The sequence below is a fragment of the Chrysiogenes arsenatis DSM 11915 genome (assembly GCF_000469585.1).
Lineage (GTDB): Bacteria > Chrysiogenota > Chrysiogenetes > Chrysiogenales > Chrysiogenaceae > Chrysiogenes > Chrysiogenes arsenatis.
In genome coordinates, this window is record NZ_AWNK01000005.1 from 162,989 (window position 1) to 184,354 (window position 21,366).

Consider the following 21,366-nt stretch of genomic DNA (forward strand, 5'->3'; position numbering starts at 1 on the left):
GGCACTGCCCATCTGATTGTAGCGACGTGTGGTGGTGTCGTCTATATTCCATCTCCCGCATGGGAGTAAATGGTACGGTGTTAGCGCTCGATAGGAACCTGATGCACTGGTGGAACCAGATACCCCATCGCGTTGTGCGCTTCATAACGCTTTTCGTGCAGCGTCGTCAGTAATTCTGGCCACGAGGCACTGAAGGGCTCTTTCGCGCCATAGCGGCGAACGCCAAAAACCTGCTCATTCATTTCGCGATCCCCGACAACCAGCGTAAATGGCGTCTTCACTATCTGCGAATTACGAATTTTCTTCCCCATTGATTCGCTCGCAAGGTCAAGTTCAACCCGCAGGCCAATTGCAATCAAGGTCTGTGCCAAGTTCCGGCAGAATTCAACGTGCGAATCGCTTACAGGAATCAGGGTAACCTGAACCGGCGCCAGCCAGAACGGAACAGCCCCAGCGGTATGCTCCAGGTAGAGTCCCATAAAGCGTTCCAGCGAACCTAAGATAGCGCGGTGAATCAGTACCGGTGTCTGACGCGTCCCATCTTCGGCGATGTAGCTTACATCAAAGCGGCTTGGCATCGAAAAATCAAGTTGAATGGTTGCTAACTGCCAATCGCGGCGAATAGCATCGCTCACCTGAAAATCGATTTTCGGGCCGTAGAAGGCTCCATCGGCTTCGTTCACATGGAACGGGGTATTCGAGCTTTCGAGCGCCCAACGCAAAGCCGCTTCAGCCTTCTCCCAGATCTCGTCACTACCGATACTTTTCTCAGGACGGGTAGAGAGTCCAACCTTAACCGTTTCAAAACCGAATACTCTATATATTTTCATGATCAAGTCAATCAGATTTTTAATTTCCCCTTCAATCTGATCGGGCCGACAAAAAATATGCCCATCATCTTGGCTGAACGTCCGCACCCGAGTCAGCCCTTGCACCACGCCACTGCGCTCATAGCGGTGTAAGCGCCCAAAGTCGGTGTATCGCAGCGGCAGATCACGATAGGAACGATTTTGCGCCCCATAAATCAGTACATGCGTGGGACAGTTCATTGGCTTGAGGGCGTTCATTTTATCGTCAAGCGAAGTGAAAAACATATTTTCCTGATAATTGTCATAGTGGCCGCTCTTATGCCACAAATCGACATCAAGCACTTGCGGCGTAATTACCTCTTGGTACCCTTCATGACGGTACATGGTACGCAGAAAGCGAATGAGTTCGTTGTAAATCGTCGCACCACGTGGATGGAAAAACGGCGATGCACTCGCGACTTCAGAGTCAAAGTGGAACAGATCAAGATCCTTGCCGAGCTTACGGTGATCACGTTTTTTAGCCTCTTCNCTTTTTCCGTCGCAAATGCAGTGCCGTAAACACGTTGCAACATAGGGCGTTTTTCATCGCCACGCCAATAGGCACCGGCAATGCTTAACAGCTTAAAAGCACCAATATGGCGGTAGCTTGGCACATGCGGCCCGCGGCAGAGATCAGTAAAAGAGCCACAGCAATAGAGGCTCACCGTTGGCGCGTCAATTCCTGCAAGCAATTCAACCTTATAGGTTTCTTGCTGCCGAGTAAAAATATCAACCGCGGCCTGATGTGTTACTTCTTGGCGCGTAAAACTTCCATCGGTGGCAATGATCTCGCGCATCCGCTGTTCAATTCGCTCAAGATCTTCTGGCGCTAAACGATACTCCATATCGAAATCATAATAAAAACCTTCACTTATGGCCGGACCGATAGCGACTTTAACTTTTTCGCCACCAAAAAGATCTTTTACGGCTTGAGCCATAACATGCGACGTAGAATGACGGAGTATTTCCCGCCCTTCATCAGAAGCAGGTGTTATCAAGGCAACACGCGCGTCCTGAGTAATTGGAGCATATAAATCGCTCATGCGACCATCAACCTGCGCCGCTAAGGCCTCTTTTGCCAGACGATTTCCAATGGAGGCGGCCACGTCGTACGGCGTAATGCTCGCACTCTCGAATGTTTTTACTGAATTGTCAGGAAGTGTAATAGTTAACATGAATAACGCTTTGATCCTTTCATAAAAAATACCAACAAGCTTCTAGTCGAGACCCATTTCACGCAGTAACGCGTCAATCGCCAGTTGATCCTTTGCGGCTTCAGGGGTTTCAACCTCCTCTTCGCCAAAGAACATTGAGAGGTCAACGCTATCATCTTCTTCATTATCAAGGCACTTAATTAAGCCACGCATATCAACTAACGTCGCTTTGAGTCCCTGAACTTTCTTTTCAAGCTTCTGAATCCGTTGCTTCGTAATATCCTGGAACTCTAACGCACCCATAATTTCGAAAATATTATCTATCGAAGTATCAACTTCACTTTGCAAGGCAGAAAGCTTTTTCTCACGCTTCTCTGGGTCAAGCGCCGAAAAGCTCTGTTGTGTCTGTCCGAAATCGTCCAAAAATCGGGTATTACTCGCCAAAATCCGTTCCGACAAATCGAGGATAGTATTCGTACTGCTTTCAGCATAACGCGAACTTTCATAGAGCGAATCTATAATTGCCGGCACTTCATCACGTGCGCTTGATGCAGTTATACGCGCCGCCATAAGGAGCGATTGAATCTGCCCGAGATAGGTTTCTATTTCGGGGGCAACGTCAAAGGTCGCATCGAGATTCCCCTGCAAAAGTGCATCGAGATAGGCACAGATCGATTCGACCTCTGCATCGCCACCAGACTCCACCAAGGACGCGTGTTTCGTCTTGGTAACGATTTCTGACTTTTGCGCCTCAGCATGCCTTGCTTCTGATTCAATAAAATCGAGCGACTCTTCAAGTTCACTCAGCAACGTCTCATCTATCTCAAAGAGCTCATCAACTTCAGCATCATAGGCGCGCAACTCATCAGATAGCTCTTGTTGGTCGTCGACAGCGGTAGGGGCATCCGACACCGAAGCGGTTTCAACTTCACCAAGGTATGCCAACAATTCATCATCTGCGGCAAACACATCGACGTTCCACTCTTCATCAGCCTTGGATTCCACGTGTGGAGTTGATTGACTCTTGTCGATCTCACCGACGGCTTCCGCTACAGGTTGCTCTTCAATAACATCGACCTTTACCCCGCCATCCAACGCTACGCATGCTTCCGTTTCAAGCACCGATGAGTCATCGGCACTATCCTCGATAGTGAGAACCGCATCTTCGTCATCTAGCGGCAACTCGTGTAACGCTTCGGGTTCAGCCAGTGTTTCACACGTTTCGTCAAGTATGGTTTCGGGGGTCTCACCCCCGACTGCGTTTCCCAGTAAGTCCTCATCGTGCTCTAGATCAGGGTTAACGGCAGCATGAAGCTCTTCTTGAAGTGCCGCAAATTCATCAAGCGAAACATGCATCGCATGTTCCTCGGTTATGCGATTAACCTCAACGCGTTGATCCGCAATTTGCGACAGGATATCCCCCATGATCGCGCTAATAGCGGTATCATCAGAGGTGGCAACATCATCCTGAATCACAGATTCGTCGCCAGAAACTTCTGGAAATGCAGAGTCAGCCTCATACACGTCATCCATCAGAGAGTCAGGCTGAGTGACACTCGTGTCTTCTGATGGACTATTCTTTTTTCCAGCTTCCCCTTGGATGAGCGCCAGCCGCTCCTCGTTTTCGCGTTCGCGCTTTTCCAATTCCAGCGCAATCAAATCGTCAAGATGGGTGGCATCGTCTTTTGCCAATAAGGCGGTCGCCTCTCCATCCTCTTCCATCTGGCGCAACTGAGCAATACGCAAGGCATCTTCTTCTTCACGCTTGCGCAACTCTATAGCAATCAAGTCGTCAAGATCACCAACCTCTTCTGGCGGCACGGCAGCACCACGTGCGACCAGCGCCTCGCGATCTTTGCGATCCTCTGCAAGCATTGCGAGGCGGATTTCATCTTCCTCTTCGCGTTTTTGCAACTCAAGGGCAATCAGGTCATCAAGATTATCCGATGATGCACTCACTTTTTTAGAGGCGCTCGCGTCACGGTCTTCGGCAAGTGCTAATCCATGTATTTCCGGTTCAGCTTTTTTCTCAGCCTTGGGCTTGGGTTCGGCTTCTTTCTCTTTAGCTGAACGAGTAGGACGGGGCGGAGCTTCTTCTTTCAGTAATCCATGCGCTTTTTTGATTGTCCGTTCGAGTTCGGAGAGGTACGGGCGGCCATCTTCATTAACAAAACCCGCCACGCGGTTCAGATCAAGAATAATAAGCAGACGATCATCAGTTTTCCCAACTCCCAGCAAGTATTCGTTGCTGATATGGCCAATCAAGGGCGGTGTCGGGTCAACCCGTTTCACTGGAATGCGGATAACTTCGGTCACACTATCGACAATAAATCCCATCGTTTCCTTCGCAAGGTCGATCACCATAATGCGGGTATTATTATCAAAATTTTCTTCTGGCAAATGAAAACGACGACGTAAATCAATAACCGAAATAACCTTCCCACGGAGGTTAATGACCCCTTTCACATACGGAAGCGCCTTCGGAACACGCGTGATGTGCATCCGCTTGTTGATCTCCTGAACCGAAAGGATATCAATACAATACTCTTCCGAGCCGAGGGTAAACCCTACAAGCTGCAACATGCTGTCAAGATTTTCATTTTCCTCCGAGGTTTTCTTCCCCTGAGCTTCTGTTGTCATACACCCTCCCGCAAAAGAGACATTCAAGAATTCTGGTTAATGAAATTGATCTGCCCCACTAGGTGCTTCAGTGATTTAAGCGCCAAGGAGTTTTCGCCCATGCTCACTATCGGCTTTGATTCACGAACAGAACGGACGATCGCTGCTTCATACGGCAAATAGCCAATAAAGCGTGCATTTAATAAGAGATATTGCCGCAGTATATCTTCTAAACCTTGACCGACGCGACGATCAGACTCTTCGCGCACCATGTTCATGATGAGTAGTGGTGAAATTCTGGTCAGCTCTTCTTGCAAGCGCCGCCCAAATTCTGGCTTAAACTCCCACAGCGCACGCAACAGCGTCTCCGTTTTAAACGTCTCTTTGGGATTTTCAAATATTTCTTTCACAATCCGACGCACCACAACATTATTTTTGAATGTTTGCAGTGTTAAGCGACGGATGCAGTTTTTTAGAAAACTATAGGCATTTTCCACACTGGTTGGTTCGGGTGTCACAACAATGATCCCTTGGTCAATCTCCAAAAAAATATCGATCTTTTCGCGCGAACTCCCCGCACCTAAGTCGATAATCACACAGTCAACTGGAAGGCGTTGCATTGATTTAAGGATCCTGTCCCACGTAGAATGGTGCATATCCGTCAACGTTCCCGTATCAACGTGTGCACTCACGAGATTAAGATTCGGGTATGGCGACGCGACGAAGGTTTCCTCCAAGGAGGCCACGCGTCGATCGACAAAGTCTGCCAGCGAACGTTCCGGACGTCCCATGCCGAGGCAGGTATGGAGATTTGAGCAACCGAAATCAGCATCAAACGCTACTGTTTTGCGACCGTAGTGCGCAAACAGGATAGCGATATTGGCGGATATCAGGCTTTTCCCGACCCCACCTTTGCCGCCTCCGATTGCAATAATTTTTGGACTATTTTGACTTTCCATTATTTCCACTTCTGTAACGAATTATGAAAGAACGGAGTAAGAAATAGAAAATTACTCCAAAAGCAGTGCCAACAATAGCACATCCCAACAAAAACTCAACTAAGTGTGGTTTGACAAACGCTAAAACCTGTTCCAAATCCATACCGCTTCCTAGGGGAAAAGGCTCTATTTCACCAGGTTGCGGAAAAAGCCATGATCCAACCTTAAAAGCTAGGCCGTAAAACGGAAGGAACGTCAGCGGGTTCGTAATCAATGAGCCAGACACCACGGCAACCGCGTTCAGCCGAAAAAGCCATGCTCCCCCTAAAGATAGCACTGTCTGCACTCCCAATATCGGCACAAACCCAATGACGACACCAATTCCAAAGGAAAGCGCAATGTGGTGAGCAGAATCATTCAGGCTCAGCAGGCGTCGCAGTACTCCGCGAACATCAAAATACTTATGGAGCTTCCTTCTCATCAGGCGCAGATACGCCAATTTCCTCATCCCGCACCACCGGCTCCAGTTTTTTGACGAGGGCTATTTTCAAGACCTCCCGCATGTGCTCCACCGTATGAATTTTTAGTGAATCTCTCACTTTTTGCGGAATATCAGCAATATCTTTTTTGTTCCCGAGCGGAATAATTATTTCTCGGATATGTGCCCGTGCTGCTGCCAGTGCTTTCTCCTTCAGGCCACCAATCGGCAGAATATTACCGCGGATCGTCACCTCACCCGTCATAGCAACCTTATGACGCACGGCGACCTGCGCCACATCGCTTATCAAGCCAGTAGCGATGGTCATGCCGGCACTCGGGCCATCCTTAGGAATAGCTCCAGCCGGAACGTGAACGTGGTAATCGCGCTTGCCAAAAAGCTCGGGCTTATAGTTCAAATCAATCGCTAAATGCTTCACATAGGTGAAAGCCGCATGGGCGGATTCTTTCATCACATCGCCTAATTGCCCCGTTAGCGTTAATTGTCCCTTGCCGACCATACTAGCAACCTCGATAAGGAGAAGCTCTCCACCGACCTGCGTCCATGCGAGACCGTTTACGACACCGACAGCATCCTGTTTATTCTCTTCTTCCTGTAGCACTTTCGGGGTGCCAAGGTATTTATGCAAGTTCGCTGCAGTCACCTTAAAGAGTTTTTTCTCGCCATCGGCAACCTTTTTCGCGACTTTACGGCAAACCCGCCCCAGCTCGCGCTCAAGATTTCGTACACCAGCTTCTTTTGTGTACTGCCTGATAATCTGTGTCAGTACGGGGTCGGTTAAATCAAGATAGTCACAACTGATGCCATTCGCTTCCAACTGTCTTGGTTGAAGATACTTGCGCGCAATCTGCAATTTTTCTTCTTCGGTATAGCTTGAGAGCTCAATAATCTCCATACGGTCGCGCAGAGCGGCAGGTATAGAGTGAATATTATTGGCCGTGCAGATAAACATAACCTTACTCAAATCGTACGGCATGCCAATATAATGATCGGCAAACGTGCTATTTTGTTCAGGATCCAGCACCTCCAGCATAGCACTCGAAGGATCGCCTTTATAGTCGTAGCCAAGCTTATCAATTTCATCGAGCATAAAAAGCGGATTGACTGTTCCTGCCGTCTTCATCCCCTGAATAATTTTCCCCGGCATGGCGCCGACATACGTCCTGCGGTGGCCGCGGATTTCCGCTTCATCCTTAACACCACCAAGAGAAATGCGGATGAATTTTCGCCCTAAAGCGCGTGCGATCGAGCGGCCAAGCGATGTCTTGCCAGTTCCCGGAGGGCCGGCAAAACAGAGAATAGGGCCGTGCATATCGGGTTTGAGTTTTTTCACTCCGAGATATTCGACTATCCGATCCTTGATATCCTTTAATCCATAATGATCCTCGTCAAGAATCGTTTGGGCAGCATTCAGATCAAGATTATCACGCGTCCGTTTTTTCCACGGCAACTCGATCAACCAATCGAGGTGCGTGCGGATAATATTCGCTTCCGAAGCATCCTGATGCATCCGCTTATAGCGCCCCAGTTGCTTCAGCGCTTCTTTTTCTACCTCTTTAGGCATTTTCGCTTTTTGAATCTTCTCTTCCAACTCCGTGATCTCTTCGCCAACTTCGTCGGTGTCACCGAGCTCCTTCTGAATAGCTTTTAACTGCTCACGCAAGTAGTAGTCGCGTTGCAATTTATCCATTTCGCCTTTGGCTTCCGACTGAATTTTCACTTGCATATCAAGGAGTTTCAGCTCTTTTGCTAGTACTGTATAGACCTTCCGCAACCGCTTAACAGGATGGTCTTCTGCTAAAATAGCTTGAGCGTCTTCAATTTTTAGCGCCATGTTTGCGGCAACAATATCCGCCAGCTTTCCGGGATCATCGAGTGTTTCTATCAACGCAAGCACATCAGGAAGTATCATTTTCCCATACTGAACCACCTGGTTCAGTTGCTCTTTTACGTTGCGAATTAACGCTTCAACGCGCAACCCCTCAATGCTTACCGGCTTATCGTACAGTTTCTTCACATTGACCAACAGGTAATCATTTTCCGGCACGAATTCAGAGATAGATCCCTTATGCAAACCCTGCACAAGCACTTTCACGCGACCATCAGGTAGCTTGAGCATACGAATAATTGACGCGGCAGTTCCAACGCGATACACGTCATCAGCGCCAGGATTTTCCTGAGTGGTATCTTTTTGTGTTGCCAGAAAAATATAACGATCTCCGGCAAGTGCTTTATTAATGGCACTAACCGAAACGTCACGCCCAATAAACAGCGGCAAGAGCATAAACGGGTAGACCACAATATCGCGGATAGGCAGTAGTGGCATTTGGTCAGGAATGTTTTCGACCAACGTCCCTTGCCCATCAAAAAGGGTATGGCTATCTGTACTATTACCATTTTTATTTGTCGGAGATTGGTTGTTTTCGTTATTGCTATTGTTTTCCATTATTTATCCTTCTAGCCGAATTTCTATTGTTTTTTCACCACTTTTAAAAATGGTAATCGTTAAAATCCCCAGAGTATAGTCCATTTTTGTATTCTCAATATCCACAAGATCACTTAAATGGATTACGCGTGTAAAGGTGCCCGTTGGCCTTTCCGCCTGTATATAGCTGGCTCCCTCAGGAAGGGACGATGAGCGCAGAAGCCCCGTTAAAATCAGGTTGCGATCAATATAACGCAACGAAATGTCTTCTTTTTTTAGCCCACCAGGGAGTTCAATTTCCAGCACATACCGATCAGCATACTCAAAAATATCAAGCGCCGGAACCGCCAACGCGTGCGGCGACCCTGTAAGGCGTGTCAAATACTCCTGAATAAGCGAATCATCCGTATGCGGAAAGCGACCAATCCCACTGGCACCATAAAAGGCCATACACGCACCCTTCCAATCACCTTGAGCCTAAAAGCGTCGCCACTTTACTACAATTCCACTCCACTGGCTACGACTGAATACACACGTTGCGGGCGTGGCAAATACCACACATGCAACGGCATTTGCCACGCCAACAGCACAACGTGCCCGCCAAATGATCTCACGTAAACAATGTTAAATCAACACATTAACAATATGGCATTCCATTTGAAAACACCTATGCCAGCACATTACATTATGAGGAGGTTTTCCATGAGTTATTTGAACATTCTCAACGGAATGGACATGCTGATGAAGGATTTTGACTTCGCGGTGCGCCCTCGCACAAGTCGAAATCTCAACGGATACGACACAACGTACCCCGCAATGAACTTGTATGAGGACGAAGAGGCCTACTGCGCTGAACTTTCGTGTCCAGGAATTGCCAAGGAAAATATCGACATGAACGTCAACAAAAACATGCTGACAGTCGAACTGGAACGAAAGCCCATCTCCGAAGAAGGGGTTGAATATAGCCGCCGCGAAAGACGAATCGGAAAATTTAAGCGCAGCATAACCCTAAACGGAGATATCGACACGGAAAAGATAAGCGCTCACTACATTGATGGCATTCTCAAAATCCGTATCCCCAAAGCTGAGCACACAAAAGCTCGCAAAATTGCGATTTCGCAATAAATAATAAAGGAGGGCTCCCATGAGCGAACATACACTGGCCACAATACATTCAGCAGGTACTGACATGACGCAACACGAAGAATCTGCTTCAATAACCAAAAAAGGCGATACAAAACCAGCATTACCATTTGTCGACATCCTGGAATACAGTGATCACCTTACACTGGCGTTTGATTTGCCTGGTGTCGCACGCGAAAACCTTGCCATCAGCGCAGAAGGCGACACACTGACGATTAGCGCGACATTAGCACATGAAACGCGGCCTGAATGCCATCACCGCGAATTTACACCGCGTGACTTTTACCGCCAGTTCCGTATTAACAGAAAGTTCGATCTCGGACGGATTCAGGCAAAATACGAAAATGGCGAACTTTTGCTTACCATTCAAAAATCACCCGACGAAAAACCGCGCAAAATCACCATTCAGTAGCATAAAAAATGGCGCACCCTGATACCTCAAGGTGCGCCACTATATTTATTAGACAACTATTCACTCTAACCTCGCGGAACATCCCACTGGCTCGTAAGTTTATTTACTTCCACACCAAGCAATCCATCGACCGCTTCAACAACGGCCACCATATCACTCTTAGAAAGCATAATTGGACCACCATTGCTGGCTTGCTTCGCGCTATCCAAGGAAACAGCATTGGATAGCGAAGTAATAATAAGACCTGGTATGTCAGCTAGGTTTGTGTTGCTCTTGACCCGCTCTAAAAGCTCCTGTCCATCCATTTGCGGCATCTCAAGGTCAGTCAGAATAAAGTCAATTTGCAAATCTTTTCGTGTTTCAAGGATGCGATACGCTTCGACACCATTTTCCGCACCAACAACATTATAGCCAACTGTCGTAAAGACTTTTTCGGCAAAATCACGTGAAAAAACAGAGTCGTCAACCACTAATACGCGGAAATTCTCCCGTTCTTCAGAATAAAGCGCCTCAAAACGGCTGATATCTGGAAGCATTTTTGAGCGTCCAATTTTAGCTAAAATTGTTTCGAAGTCGAGCACCATAATCAAATGCCCTTGCAGACTGATAATACCCGCAATAAATTCAGCACTCTCTTTATCGATCTTATCGGGAACTTTGACATCATCCCAACTCAAGTGGTGAATTTTCTTAATTCCACTCACAAGAAATCCGTTAAAATTATCACTTAGTTCGGTAACGATAACTACTTCATTTTGCGATCCCTCGCTGGATAAGCCCAACCATCCGGGCAGGTCAATCAGCGGAATGAGGGTGTCGCGCAAGTTAAAAAGCCCTACAATAGCCGGATCGGTATCAATGATTTTAGTAAAAGCAGGACGCTTGATAATTTCCTTAACGCGGATAACGTTAATCGCAAATGACTTCTCGACGCGTTCGCCATTTTCATCATGGTCAATGTAAAATTCGAGTATTTCCAATGGACGCTTGCGAATTCCACTCCCCGACGATTGCACTCCACTACCAGACACGTTCGGACTCATACTTCACCGCCCTTCGTCTTTAGCTGCTGCGGGGGCAATTGCCCTTGCAGCATTATACGCTTCGAAACCATTGACCGCTCTCTCCCAGTCAGAAAAAAAGAGCCGTACACGTACCATGTCGGCCTGTATTTGGGTAATCAGCTCATCAGCACTGCTAAACTTGATTTCGTCACGAATCCGCAAAGCAAATTGAACTTCCATATCAAGCGTATAAATATCTTGATCAAAATCCAGAATATGCGTTTCGATTGATACGTGAGTCCCCTGCGAAAAAGTCGGCTTCTGGCCGATATTCGTCACCGAAGGAAAAAACTTATTCCCGATTTTACTGAGCGTAGCATAAACGCCATTCTTGGGCAAAAGTTCGTGTGAACATGACAGGTTCGCTGTGGGAAAACCAATTCCACGCCCCCGCCCATCACCATGCACAACCTGACCAAAAAGTGAATAGAGTCGCCCCATACAGCGTGGCACAAGATCAACCAAGCCCTCGGCAACCAAAGCGCGAATGCGGCTAGAGCTTACCACTTTTCCATCTTCAACGTGCGGCGGCACCACCTCAAAAGCAAATCGACCCGCCTGTTGCTGCGCTTCAAAATAGGCAATATCGCCTTGGCGATCTTTGCCGAAAGCATAATCATAGCCAACAATAATCTTGGTCACGCGCAGTCGATCAACCAGCAGCCGTAAGAAATCGTCAGGCGTTAATGAGGCAAACAAGGCATTGAATGATTGAATAATTAACACATCAATACCAGATGCAGCGATAGCACGAATTTTCTCTTCGCGCGGTATCAGCAGTCGAATACCCTCAGGCCGAAGCACTTTCAGTGGATGCGGCTCAAACGTCAAACAAAGCGATGTACCACCAATTTCATCAGCTGATCGTGTTAGTGCCTGAAATATCTTCTGATGACCAACATGAACACCATCAAAATTCCCAATAGTTAAAACAGGTGCCGGAAAATCAGTAGTTACTTCGTGGATGCTGTAAAAAATTTGCATCTGCTTAAGCGCCAATCACCGTAGCGCTTAGAATTCCATCAATAGTGTGCAACGATTGAACGATATCTGCCGAAACAAGTTGATCAGTATTTAAAACTCCCAACGCTAGCGCGGCCTGAGCATCACGATTCAGACTGAAGTTTGAAATGTTGATTTTTGCGCGTCCCAGCATTGACGCAACTTCTCCAATAACACCATTCTTATCAACATTTTTAAATAGCACCATCGGCGGAACAGGCTCAAAATCGACTTCATATTGATCAATTCGCACCACACGCGCCATATTGTTTTCATACACGGTACCGGCTATGGAAAGTGTGACGGTTTCGGTTTTGACGATAATTTCCATTGAATGGTTGTAGTCGCGCGAGGCACGTATTTTGCTCTCTTCAATAGCGATACCACGTTCACGCATCACATATGGAGCGGCGATATAACTCACCCCGACTTCAAGTTTCGGCTCAAGTATCCCTTTCAAAGCAGCCACACTAAAAGGCAAAAGATTCAGCGGCACATCAAAAGATCGTGGCCCAAAGTCTTTTTCAAAGAGAGCCCCACGGTAGACACACGTACAGCTTTCAATAGCATCCACTACAAGGCTGCCCAATATCTTTCCCATACGTTCAGCAAGCTCAAAATAGATGCGAAACTCTACGTCAAGTTTGGTCAACACCGCAGGAATATTTACTGCACCTTCGTAATCGTTTCCTTTCAACACGTTGACCACTTGCTCTGCCACCATGACAGCGACGTTTATCTGACTCACATCAGTATTTGCCCCTAAATGCGGTGTTACAACCACATTAGGAAGCTCAAAGAGTTTATGCCCAACGGCAGGCTCTTTCTCGAAAACATCAATAGCCGCAGCGCGAATATGATTCATCTTGCACGCTTCATATAAAGCGTCCTCGTCTATCAACCCGCCACGAGCCACGTTGACGACAATTGACCCTTTTTTCAGCAGTGCCAATTCAGCAGCACCGATCATGCCAATCGTTTCTGGAGTTTTCGGTGTATGCAGCGTGAGGACATCAACAGCACTCAAAAGCTCTTCAAGCGATCCGAGTAGTTTTACCCCAAGCGCTTCAGCTTTTTCTTTGCGAATATATGGATCAAAAGCAAATATATCCATATCGAAACCACGAGCTCGTTTGGCAACTTGTGAACCAATGCGACCGAGCCCGACAATGCCGATCTTTTTCTTAGAAAGCTCAAAACCGACAAAGCTCTTGCGATCCCACTTACCACCTACGAGCGAATTATGCGCTCGGGGCAACATACGACACGCAGCCAGCATCATCGCCAGAGTATGTTCAGTGGCAGCTAATGTATTTCCCGTTGGGGTATTTAACACCACAATGCCTTTTTTTGAAGCGGCTTCAACATCGACATTGTCAAGACCAACACCAGCTCTGCCGATTACCCGCATGCGAGCGGTAACATGACGCAAAAGCTCTTCATCTACCGTTGTCATGCTGCGGGTAATCAACGCATCATACTCACCAACCACGGCATACAGTTCATCACGACTTAATTTCGTTTGGACATCAACGTGAATTTCTGGGTCATTTTCGAGAAGGGCAATCCCTTCATCAGCAATGTCGTCTGAGACCAATATACGATACATATCTAGCGACCTCTCATTGGTGTCTATTCCGAGAAAGTAATTCGAGAAGATAGCAGTAATCTCTTCATTTTCCCATCACATTACCACTCTCATAGAGAAGAGAAAATAAAAAAAGGCATCGCGCTCTAGCGCAATGCCCCGAAAAATCAGAACGCAACCAACTTACTCAGCAGCAGCCTCAGGAGCTGATGGTGTAGACGCTTCTACGAGCTCGATGATAGCCATAGGTGCGTTATCGCCCTTGCGGTTCCCCGTTTTAAATATTCTCGTATACCCACCGTTACGCTCTGCAAAACGGGGCGCAACGTCAGAAAAAAGGGTATTGACAACATCTTTATTCGGAACTTTTGCGAGCACCAAGCGACGTGCATGCAAGTCGCCACGCTTGCCAAGTGTAATCAGCTTCTCCACCACAGGGCGCAGAGCCTTAGCTTTGGTCAAAGTGGTTTCAATCTTTCCGCTTACAATCAAGCTTGAAGCAAGAGCACGAAGCAACGCTTTACGTTGTGTGCTGTTGCGACCAAGCCGGACATGAGCATTATTATGACGCATATTCTTTCCTCATTTCAGGTTCAGGATTATTCCTCATCAATATCGTCTAATTCGTCTTCGCCATCTTCAACATCCATTACCGGACGTGGTTGAGGTCTTTCCCCAGTAGAAGGTGCTTTCACAAACCCAAGTTCATCAAGATTCATCCCGAGAGTTAAATTCATTTCTTTCAAGATTTCCTTGATTTCAAGCAGTGACTTCTTACCAAAGTTCTTCGTTTTGAGAAGCTCATTCTCTGTCTTAATTACCAAATCAGCAATCGTGTCGATGTTGATATTATTCAGACAATTGTATGAACGAACACTCAATTCCAGCTCTTCGACAGACTTATTCAAAATACTGAAAAGTTCATCACGATCACCATCATCTTCAACCAAGTCAACCGGAACATCCGATTCTTCAAAGTTGATAAAGATAGCCAGTTGATCTTTAATGATTTTAGCAGCAAAGGCGATAGCATCATCAGGTTTAACGCTGCCATCTGTCCATACTTCGAGAATAAGTTTATCGTAGTTCGTGTTTTGACCAACGCGAGCACTCTCTACGTTAAAGTTTACTTTGCGAACTGGATTAAAGAGCGCATCCACCGCGATAGTATCGATGGTGTCATCCTGCGACTTATTATCTTCAGCCAAGCTATAGGCGCGGCCAATAGACACATTCAGCGACATCGATAATTCAGCATCATCACGACCAAGCGTCGCAATGACCTGCTCTGGATTGAGCACTTCGACTTCATTCGGGCATGCCAGCATTGCTGCCGTAACTGCCCCAGCGCCTTTAGCATTGAGTGTAACCGTCTTTGGCCCTTGAGCATGCATCAAAAAGCGTAGTTGTTTGATGTTCAGAATAATATCCGTTACATCCTCAACCACACCAGGTACCGTCGTAAATTCGTGCATGACACTATCAATACGAATCGACGTAACCCCAGCGCCTTCAAGGCTCGATAATAATACACGACGGAGCGCGTTCCCGAGAGTTACTCCAAACCCTCTTTCGAGCGGTTCCGCAATAAATTTCCCGTATGAACGGGTGAGCGTTGCCGTGTCGCACGCCAATGCTTTAGGCCTGATAATGTCGTTCCAATTCATCATCATAGTTTAACCGATCCCACTTTGTTTCGTTAGTTGCGACAATTACTTACTGTAAAGTTCGACAATCAGATGTTCAGTGATCGGCTCAGCTACGTCCTCGCGAGCAGGAAGTGCTTTCACCTGGGCGCGAAGAGCTTCCGCGTCAAATTCAAGCCACTGCGGAACAGTCCGTGATGGCCCAGATTCAATACAACCCTTGATAGTATCAAGATTATTTGAACGTTCACGAAGTGTAATAAGATCACCCTGACGTACACGCAGCGAAGGAATGTTAACCTTTTTGCCATTTAGCAGAAAGTGACCATGGGTAACTAACTGACGAGCTGCGCTCCGACTTGGTGCCATTCCAAGACGAAAAACCACGTTATCAAGGCGGGTTTCCAGCAAAATCAACAGATTAGTACCGGTAATCCCTTGCATACGGTTCGCCTTATCGAAGGTCAGACGGAACTGCTTTTCGAGCATACCGTATGAGCGTTTAACTTTTTGCTTTTCGCGCAACTGGACAGCATAGTCACTTAGCTTACTGCGACGCTGACCATGTTGCCCTGGCGCATATCCGCGACGATCAAACGCACACTTGCTTGTTTCGCAGCGAGTTCCTTTGAGATAGAGTTTTGTGTTCTCGCGTCTGCACAGACGGCAAACCGGTCCTGTATATCTAGCCAAACTTTCCCCCTTATACTCTTCTTCTCTTCGGTGGTCTGCAACCGTTGTGCGGGATAGGTGTTACGTCGCGAATCGCAGTAACCTTTAAACCCGCCGCAGCAACAGCACGAATGGACGACTCGCGTCCTCCGCCAGGACCACTTACCTCGACTTCAACTTCTTTCATCCCGTTCTCAACAGCTTTTTTCGCGACAACATCAGCAGCAATCTGTGCGGCAAAAGGAGTTGATTTTTTAGATCCCTTAAAGCCCTGCGCGCCAGCACTACCCCAAGCAACGGTGTTGCCTTGTTTGTCAGTAATGGTGATAAGGGTGTTATTGAATGATGCCTGAATATGAACAGTCCCATTCGGGATATTCTTTTTCTCTTTTTTCCGAGTTCTCACCGGACGAGCCATAATGCCTCCCTGTTATTTCTTCCGTCCACCAGCGAGCTTTTTCGGCCCTTTTCTGGTTCTGGAGTTGTTCTTCGTATTCTGTCCACGCACTGGCAACCCGGCACGGTGGCGCAAACCACGATAGCAGCCCAGGTCTTTGAGGCGCTTAATATTCAGAGAGATTTCCTTGCGAAGATCTCCTTCAATTTTAACGCTATCGAGTGCTTTACGGATTGAGTTCACTTCATCTTCCGACAAATCGCGCACTTTCGTGTCAAAGTGAATAGAAAGATCCTGAAGCAACGTCCGCGACGTTGAGCGACCAACACCATAGATATACGTCAGCCCGATTTCAACTCGCTTATTTTTGGGGATATCGACCCCAGCAATTCTTGCCATACAGTATTTCTCCTTCCCTCACTTAACCTTGTTTCTGCTTATGACGCGGGTTGTCACAAATAACACGAACAATCCCTTTGCGTTTAATCACCTTACACTTATCACAAATCGGCTTTACACTAGCTTTAACCTTCATCAGGATGACTCCTTGTTATTTAAAACGATACGTTATCCTACCTCTTGTAAGATCGTAGGGGGAAAGCTCTACTGTCACCCTGTCACCAGGAAGAATTTTGATGAAATGCATCCGCATCTTTCCGGATATGTGAGCGAGAATCTTATGCCCGTTCTGTAATTCAACACGGAACATGGCGTTGGGTAAAGGTTCAACAACAGTGCCTTCAACTTCGATAGCATCTTCTTTAGCCATCAATTTCCTCTACAGCAAAATTTCATATTTTTGCGCTCCCACAAAGAAGTAGTCTCCACAGGACTTTCAGCAGCATAACCCCTGTGGATAAACAAGTTAACAAAAAATGCCTCTCGGCACGAAAAAAACGCTGAATTATTACACAAAGAAAGAGCCTCGTGCAATCTCATTTTTTCAACACGCACACGATATCAGAATAAATCTTTGCCATATCGCCCATGCCATCGATTTCACGCAACAACCCAGTCTGCTGGTAATAGTCCACAAGCGGTGCGGTTTGCTCATTAAATACTTGCAGCCGCGACCGAACCGTTTCCTCATTATCATCCTTACGCTGCGATAACTTTCCGCCACACTGATCGCATATTCCATCCGATTGAGGACGTGCTACCGCAACATGATAACTCGCACCGCATTGTTCGCAAACGCGACGACCTGCGATTCGCTCGACAAGCTCCTCTTCATGCACAACAATAGAGACCACCGCATCAAGCGTAACTCCATAATTTTGTTGCAACATTTTCCCAAGCGCATCCGCTTGAGCAACCGTACGAGGGAAGCCATCAAGAATGAAGCCATTTGCACAGTCTGATTCAGCAAGGCGGTCACGCACAATGCCGATAATCACGTCATCAGGCACTAGCTTCCCTTGTTCCATAAAGGATTTTGCAAGAGTTCCAAGCGATGTCCCCGCCTTTACAGCGGCACGCAATATGTCTCCAGTCGAAATGACCGGAATTTGATATTCTGCAGAGAGTCGAGAACCCTGTGTCCCTTTACCCGCGCCGGGAGCGCCCAAAAGTATAAAACGCATCAGTTCCTCCCTCAGCGTCGTTTCGCTAAAAACCCATCGTAGCTACGCGCCAGAAGGTGCGACTCGATCTGGTTCATGGTGTCCATACCAACAACAACAATAATCAACAATGCCGTCCCGCCAAAATAGAAAGGAACACTCATATACTTGATCAGAAATGTTGGCATAATTGAAACAGCTGACAGGTAAATTGCTCCGCCAAGTGTCAAACGACTCAATACATTATCAAGGTAATACGACGTTTCTGATCCGGGACGAATCGAAGGAATATACCCCCCATTTCGCTTCAGGTTTTCCGAAACATCTTTGGTATTAAAAATGATTGCCGTATAAAAAAAGCAAAAGAATATAATGAACCCAACAAAAAAGAGCGTATAGAGCATTCCGCCAGGGGCGAACAGTTCCATAAACATTTCAACCGCAGGCGTACGTTCAAGCATTTCCGCGAGTGTAATCGGAAATACGATTATACTTGATGCGAAAATAACCGGAATAACGCCAGCGGTATTCACTTTTAAAGGAATATAGGTACTTTGCGATCCGCTCGGACGCCCATTTCCAATCATTCTTTTAGCATAGGTTACGGGTATCTTCCGTTGCCCCCGTTCGATAAACACGATTGCCGCCGTAACGAACAATGCGATAAAAACTAATGCAAGGATAAAGAAAACACTCATTTCGCCAGACTTCAGCAACGCTATCGAACTCAAGATGCCACCAGGAATCGCCGTAACGATACCGGCAAAAATCAAGAGTGAGATACCATTTCCAACACCCTTTTCGGTGATTTGCTCACCCATCCACATCAGAAAGGTCGTTCCTGCCGTTAATGAAAGAGCTGTCATAAGCTGAAAACTTATTCCGGAATTCATTACTACCATAGAACCATCAGGAGACTGCATGGACTGCATCCCTATAGCCACACCCCAACCTTGGACAAAGGCGAGCGCTACGGTGCCATAACGGGTAAATTCAGTGACCTTTTTTCGGCCTTCTGGATCTTTATTGAGCTTTTCTAGAGTAGGAACAACCACAGTGAGAAGTTGTATAATAATCGATGCACTGATATAGGGAACAATCCCCAGCGCAAACAGTGTAACTCGACCCAAAGCTCCACCACTGAACATATCAAGGAAATTCAGTAGAGAACTTCCTTGAGATGCAAAGAAATCAGCGAGCGCCTGGGAGTCAATTCCAGGCAATGGAATATGTGCTCCCAAACGATAAATCGCCAACATACCTAAGGTAAACAGTACTTTCGAACGTAAGTCCGCAAGCGTAAATATGCTTTTACAGGCTGCTAGCACTTACACTACCTCAGCCGTGCCGCCCTTAGCCTCAATGGCATCTTTGGCAGCCTTGCTGAACCCTTGCAATTTAACCGTAAGTTTCCTGTCGAGGTCACCTTCGGCCAGCACTTTTACGCCAACTGGTGAATTTTTCACAAGACCCATTTTCAAGAGGGCATCAATGTCAACCACTGTGCCATCTTCAAAAATATTCAGATCATAGAGTTTAATGATCGCACACTTCGTCTGCATAGAAGTAAATCCACGCTTTGGAAGGCGACGATAAATAGGCATTTGACCACCTTCGAAACCAACGGCAACTTTACCGCCAGCACGAGACTTTTGCCCTTTATGACCTTTACCAGCAGTTTTTCCCCAGCCACTTCCGGGACCGCGTCCAATCCGCTTTCTGCTCTTCTTCGCCCCTTCAGGAGGGGTAAGTTCAAACAGTTCCATTCTATTGCTCCGCTTCTTCAATTTTCAGGAGGTGCTGGACTTTACGAACCTGCCCCTTAATAGCTGGTGTTCCATCAACCAGTGCGGAACTTCCAACCTTACCCAGACCCAACGAAATAACGGTCTTGCGTTGCGTCTCAGGACGACCGATAACACTTTTAATCAGTGTAAGCTTTAATTTAGACATAACGTTAGTACCTCAACTCAGGAACAGTCATCCCACGGGCTTCCGCGACCTCATCAGCAGATCTAAGCATTTGCAGACCCGCAATGGTTGCGTTGGCCATATTGTGTGGGTTGTTGCTTCCAAGGCTTTTGGTGAGAATGTTTGTGACCCCAGCAGCTTCAAGAACAGCACGCACTGCAGAACCAGCAATAACACCGGTACCGGCAGCGGCTGGCTTCAATAGCACCTGTCCGCCGCAAAATCTTCCAATAACCTGATAGGGGATAGTGCCTGATACCATAGGAATGGTAACCATGCTCTTTTTTGCTTTTTCAATCCCTTTGCGAATAGCATCTGGAACTTCGCGAGCTTTCCCTTTTCCAATCCCAACATTGCCCTGACCATCACCAACGACAACCAGTGCCGTAAAACTGAAGCGGCGTCCACCCTTTACTACTTTGGCAACCCGCCCGATGTGAATAATTTTATCCTGAAGTTCAACTTGATCTTTTACTTCATGCTCGCGCAAGTGTGCCTCCCTTAAAACTTCAGACCATTCTCTCTAGCTGATTCAGCTAAAGCCTTGATCCTGCCGTGATAGATGAAACCCCCGCGGTCAAATACTACCTGAGAGATTTCTTTTTCCTGTGCCTTCTTAGCAATAAGCGCTCCCACTTTGCGAGCCGCTTCAATATTACCACCGCACGTTACTTCTGACAGCTCGCCACTCAGTGTGCTCGCAGATGCGAGGGTAACACCCTGAACATCATCGATCAACTGAGCGTAAATATGAGCGTTACTCTTGAAGACAGCGAGACGAGGTCTTGCAACAGTCCCACTGACTTTCTTCCGTACACGGCGATGTCTGGTTATGCGACGTACCGTTGCATCATTCGTTTTACCCACGATAGCACTCCACTACTTTTTCTTGCCGGATTTGCCGGCCTTCATGCGGATTTTCTCACCAGCATAGCGAACGCCCTTACCCTTATACGGTTCAGGCCGACGGAAGAAACGAATCTTCGCGGCTACTTCGCCAACCTGTTGACGATCACTACCGGAAACATGAATCTTCGTTTGACCTTCCACTTCAACCGTAACACCCTGAGGAGGAGTAAAGATGACGGGATGGCTAAAACCGAGAGTCATTTCAAGATTGCCACCTTTCAGTGCAGCACGATACCCAACCCCGACAAGTTCAAGGCTTTTCTTAAAGCCCGTCGAAACGCCAACAACCATGTTGCTGATCAGGGTACGCGTAAGACCATGCAGACTGCGATAGATCCGTTGGTCGTCAGGGCGATTAATAACAATCGTATTTCCCTCTTGAACCACTTCCAGCTTCGGATTGTACGAATAGGTTAATTCACCCTTTGGCCCTTTGACCACAATCGTGCTTTTCGTGATAGTACAACTTACACCACTTGGTATTTCTACCGGCTTATTTCCAATACGCGACATGTCT

General features: G+C 47.0%; 24 protein-coding genes and 1 pseudogene. 2 read left to right on the forward strand and 23 right to left on the reverse strand.

Annotation, left to right across the window (positions count from 1 at the left end):
- Window positions 1-80 precede the first annotated feature (80 nt).
- The 6 genes and pseudogenes from thrS to P304_RS13780 all read right to left on the reverse strand — a co-directional run bounded on the left by thrS (window position 81) and on the right by P304_RS13780 (window position 8,933).
- Window positions 81-2,023, reverse strand: a pseudogene (gene thrS / locus P304_RS17210) (threonine--tRNA ligase).
- 42 nt (window positions 2,024-2,065) lie between these two features.
- On the reverse strand, window positions 2,066-4,642 hold the full coding sequence (locus P304_RS16550; protein ID WP_084417505.1) for a chemotaxis protein CheW: 2,577 nt from the start codon (window positions 4,640-4,642) through the stop codon (window positions 2,066-2,068).
- Between the two features lie 23 nt (window positions 4,643-4,665).
- Window positions 4,666-5,580, reverse strand: coding sequence for a nucleotide-binding protein (locus P304_RS0103100; protein ID WP_027389343.1), 915 nt, complete (start codon window positions 5,578-5,580; stop codon window positions 4,666-4,668).
- Window positions 5,564-6,067 carry a DUF2062 domain-containing protein gene (locus P304_RS0103105; protein ID WP_084417506.1) on the reverse strand — a complete coding sequence of 168 codons (504 nt, stop codon included), beginning with the start codon at window positions 6,065-6,067 and terminating at the stop codon, window positions 5,564-5,566. The genes P304_RS0103100 and P304_RS0103105 overlap by 17 nt, the downstream gene beginning before the upstream one ends.
- On the reverse strand, window positions 6,021-8,504 hold the full coding sequence (gene lon / locus P304_RS13775; protein ID WP_051321359.1) for an endopeptidase La: 2,484 nt from the start codon (window positions 8,502-8,504) through the stop codon (window positions 6,021-6,023). Before lon ends, P304_RS0103105 begins: the two co-directional genes overlap by 47 nt.
- A 3-nt stretch (window positions 8,505-8,507) precedes the next feature.
- Window positions 8,508-8,933, reverse strand: a complete 426-nt coding sequence (locus tag P304_RS13780) for an Hsp20/alpha crystallin family protein (protein ID WP_051321360.1) — start codon at window positions 8,931-8,933, stop codon at window positions 8,508-8,510.
- A 252-nt stretch (window positions 8,934-9,185) separates the two neighbouring features.
- Here P304_RS13780 and P304_RS0103120 point away from each other — a divergent pair, with 252 nt between their 5' ends.
- Both P304_RS0103120 and P304_RS0103125 read left to right on the forward strand, forming a co-directional pair.
- Window positions 9,186-9,608 carry an Hsp20/alpha crystallin family protein gene (locus P304_RS0103120; protein WP_051321361.1) on the forward strand — a complete coding sequence of 141 codons (423 nt, stop codon included), beginning with the start codon at window positions 9,186-9,188 and terminating at the stop codon, window positions 9,606-9,608.
- Between the two features lie 19 nt (window positions 9,609-9,627).
- On the forward strand, window positions 9,628-10,038 hold the full coding sequence (locus tag P304_RS0103125; RefSeq protein WP_051321362.1) for an Hsp20/alpha crystallin family protein: 411 nt from the start codon (window positions 9,628-9,630) through the stop codon (window positions 10,036-10,038).
- A 65-nt stretch (window positions 10,039-10,103) separates the two neighbouring features.
- Here P304_RS0103125 and P304_RS0103130 read toward each other — a convergent pair whose 3' ends face one another.
- The 17 genes from P304_RS0103130 to rplF all read right to left on the reverse strand — a co-directional run bounded on the left by P304_RS0103130 (window position 10,104) and on the right by rplF (window position 21,362).
- The gene (locus P304_RS0103130) at window positions 10,104-11,081 is read right to left on the reverse strand and encodes a chemotaxis protein CheV (RefSeq protein WP_027389347.1); all 978 of its coding nucleotides are present in this window, start codon (window positions 11,079-11,081) and stop codon (window positions 10,104-10,106) included.
- Between the two features lie 3 nt (window positions 11,082-11,084).
- A complete protein-coding gene (locus tag P304_RS13785; RefSeq protein WP_051321363.1) occupies window positions 11,085-12,086 on the reverse strand; it encodes a bifunctional riboflavin kinase/FAD synthetase in 1,002 nt (333 codons plus the stop codon).
- 4 nt (window positions 12,087-12,090) lie between these two features.
- Complete coding sequence (gene serA, locus P304_RS0103140) at window positions 12,091-13,713, reverse strand: phosphoglycerate dehydrogenase (protein WP_027389348.1); 1,623 nt, start codon at window positions 13,711-13,713, stop codon at window positions 12,091-12,093.
- Window positions 13,714-13,875: 162 nt separating this feature from the next.
- Complete coding sequence (gene rplQ / locus P304_RS0103145; protein ID WP_027389349.1) at window positions 13,876-14,265, reverse strand: 50S ribosomal protein L17; 390 nt, start codon at window positions 14,263-14,265, stop codon at window positions 13,876-13,878.
- A gap of 26 nt (window positions 14,266-14,291) precedes the next feature.
- Window positions 14,292-15,365, reverse strand: a complete 1,074-nt coding sequence (locus P304_RS13790; protein ID WP_084417508.1) for a DNA-directed RNA polymerase subunit alpha — start codon at window positions 15,363-15,365, stop codon at window positions 14,292-14,294.
- Between the two features lie 39 nt (window positions 15,366-15,404).
- A complete protein-coding gene (gene rpsD / locus P304_RS0103155) occupies window positions 15,405-16,031 on the reverse strand; it encodes a 30S ribosomal protein S4 (RefSeq protein WP_027389350.1) in 627 nt (208 codons plus the stop codon).
- A 10-nt stretch (window positions 16,032-16,041) separates the two neighbouring features.
- Complete coding sequence (gene rpsK / locus P304_RS16880; RefSeq protein ID WP_027389351.1) at window positions 16,042-16,428, reverse strand: 30S ribosomal protein S11; 387 nt, start codon at window positions 16,426-16,428, stop codon at window positions 16,042-16,044.
- Between the two features lie 12 nt (window positions 16,429-16,440).
- Window positions 16,441-16,806 (reverse strand): 30S ribosomal protein S13, encoded by a 366-nt coding sequence (rpsM, locus tag P304_RS16885; protein ID WP_027389352.1) that lies wholly within the window; start codon window positions 16,804-16,806, stop codon window positions 16,441-16,443.
- A gap of 22 nt (window positions 16,807-16,828) precedes the next feature.
- Window positions 16,829-16,942 carry a 50S ribosomal protein L36 gene (rpmJ, locus tag P304_RS0103170; protein ID WP_027389353.1) on the reverse strand — a complete coding sequence of 38 codons (114 nt, stop codon included), beginning with the start codon at window positions 16,940-16,942 and terminating at the stop codon, window positions 16,829-16,831.
- Window positions 16,943-16,957: 15 nt separating this feature from the next.
- Window positions 16,958-17,176: a translation initiation factor IF-1 gene (gene infA / locus P304_RS0103175; RefSeq protein WP_027389354.1), complete on the reverse strand. Its 219-nt coding sequence runs from the start codon at window positions 17,174-17,176 to the stop codon at window positions 16,958-16,960.
- A gap of 166 nt (window positions 17,177-17,342) precedes the next feature.
- Window positions 17,343-17,990, reverse strand: a complete 648-nt coding sequence (locus P304_RS0103180) for an adenylate kinase (protein WP_027389355.1) — start codon at window positions 17,988-17,990, stop codon at window positions 17,343-17,345.
- Window positions 17,991-18,001: 11 nt separating this feature from the next.
- Complete coding sequence (secY, locus tag P304_RS0103185) at window positions 18,002-19,297, reverse strand: preprotein translocase subunit SecY (RefSeq protein WP_027389356.1); 1,296 nt, start codon at window positions 19,295-19,297, stop codon at window positions 18,002-18,004.
- On the reverse strand, window positions 19,298-19,735 hold the full coding sequence (gene rplO / locus P304_RS0103190) for a 50S ribosomal protein L15 (RefSeq protein ID WP_027389357.1): 438 nt from the start codon (window positions 19,733-19,735) through the stop codon (window positions 19,298-19,300).
- 1 nt (window position 19,736) lies between these two features.
- Entirely contained in the window at window positions 19,737-19,922 is a 186-nt protein-coding gene (rpmD, locus tag P304_RS0103195) for a 50S ribosomal protein L30 (RefSeq protein ID WP_027389358.1), read from the reverse strand.
- A 4-nt stretch (window positions 19,923-19,926) separates the two neighbouring features.
- On the reverse strand, window positions 19,927-20,430 hold the full coding sequence (gene rpsE / locus P304_RS0103200) for a 30S ribosomal protein S5 (protein WP_027389359.1): 504 nt from the start codon (window positions 20,428-20,430) through the stop codon (window positions 19,927-19,929).
- A gap of 11 nt (window positions 20,431-20,441) precedes the next feature.
- Complete coding sequence (gene rplR / locus P304_RS0103205) at window positions 20,442-20,807, reverse strand: 50S ribosomal protein L18 (protein WP_027389360.1); 366 nt, start codon at window positions 20,805-20,807, stop codon at window positions 20,442-20,444.
- A 12-nt stretch (window positions 20,808-20,819) separates the two neighbouring features.
- Entirely contained in the window at window positions 20,820-21,362 is a 543-nt protein-coding gene (gene rplF / locus P304_RS0103210; RefSeq protein WP_027389361.1) for a 50S ribosomal protein L6, read from the reverse strand.
- Window positions 21,363-21,366: the final 4 nt, after the last annotated feature.

Coding starts and splice junctions, on each gene's coding strand:
- lon (WP_051321359.1), bottom strand. CDS start 8,504: ATGGAAAACAATAGCAATAACGAAAACAACCAATCTCCGACAAATAAA.
- rpsM (WP_027389352.1), bottom strand. CDS start 16,806: ATGGCAAGAATTGCTGGGGTCGATATCCCCAAAAATAAGCGAGTTGAA.
- infA (WP_027389354.1), bottom strand. CDS start 17,176: ATGGCTAAAGAAGATGCTATCGAAGTTGAAGGCACTGTTGTTGAACCT.
- P304_RS13785 (WP_051321363.1), bottom strand. CDS start 12,086: ATGCAAATTTTTTACAGCATCCACGAAGTAACTACTGATTTTCCGGCA.
- P304_RS13790 (WP_084417508.1), bottom strand. CDS start 15,365: ATGATGATGAATTGGAACGACATTATCAGGCCTAAAGCATTGGCGTGC.
- P304_RS0103130 (WP_027389347.1), bottom strand. CDS start 11,081: ATGAGTCCGAACGTGTCTGGTAGTGGAGTGCAATCGTCGGGGAGTGGA.
- serA (WP_027389348.1), bottom strand. CDS start 13,713: ATGTATCGTATATTGGTCTCAGACGACATTGCTGATGAAGGGATTGCC.
- P304_RS0103100 (WP_027389343.1), bottom strand. CDS start 5,580: ATGGAAAGTCAAAATAGTCCAAAAATTATTGCAATCGGAGGCGGCAAA.
- rpmD (WP_027389358.1), bottom strand. CDS start 19,922: ATGTCTAAATTAAAGCTTACACTGATTAAAAGTGTTATCGGTCGTCCT.
- P304_RS16550 (WP_084417505.1), bottom strand. CDS start 4,642: ATGACAACAGAAGCTCAGGGGAAGAAAACCTCGGAGGAAAATGAAAAT.
- P304_RS0103180 (WP_027389355.1), bottom strand. CDS start 17,990: ATGCGTTTTATACTTTTGGGCGCTCCCGGCGCGGGTAAAGGGACACAG.
- rpmJ (WP_027389353.1), bottom strand. CDS start 16,942: ATGAAGGTTAAAGCTAGTGTAAAGCCGATTTGTGATAAGTGTAAGGTG.
- rplF (WP_027389361.1), bottom strand. CDS start 21,362: ATGTCGCGTATTGGAAATAAGCCGGTAGAAATACCAAGTGGTGTAAGT.
- P304_RS0103105 (WP_084417506.1), bottom strand. CDS start 6,067: ATGAGGAAATTGGCGTATCTGCGCCTGATGAGAAGGAAGCTCCATAAG.
- P304_RS13780 (WP_051321360.1), bottom strand. CDS start 8,933: ATGGCCTTTTATGGTGCCAGTGGGATTGGTCGCTTTCCGCATACGGAT.
- rplQ (WP_027389349.1), bottom strand. CDS start 14,265: ATGCGTCATAATAATGCTCATGTCCGGCTTGGTCGCAACAGCACACAA.
- rplO (WP_027389357.1), bottom strand. CDS start 19,735: ATGGAACTGTTTGAACTTACCCCTCCTGAAGGGGCGAAGAAGAGCAGA.
- rpsK (WP_027389351.1), bottom strand. CDS start 16,428: ATGGCTCGTCCGGTGAGAACTCGGAAAAAAGAGAAAAAGAATATCCCG.
- P304_RS0103120 (WP_051321361.1), top strand. CDS start 9,186: ATGAGTTATTTGAACATTCTCAACGGAATGGACATGCTGATGAAGGAT.
- P304_RS0103125 (WP_051321362.1), top strand. CDS start 9,628: ATGAGCGAACATACACTGGCCACAATACATTCAGCAGGTACTGACATG.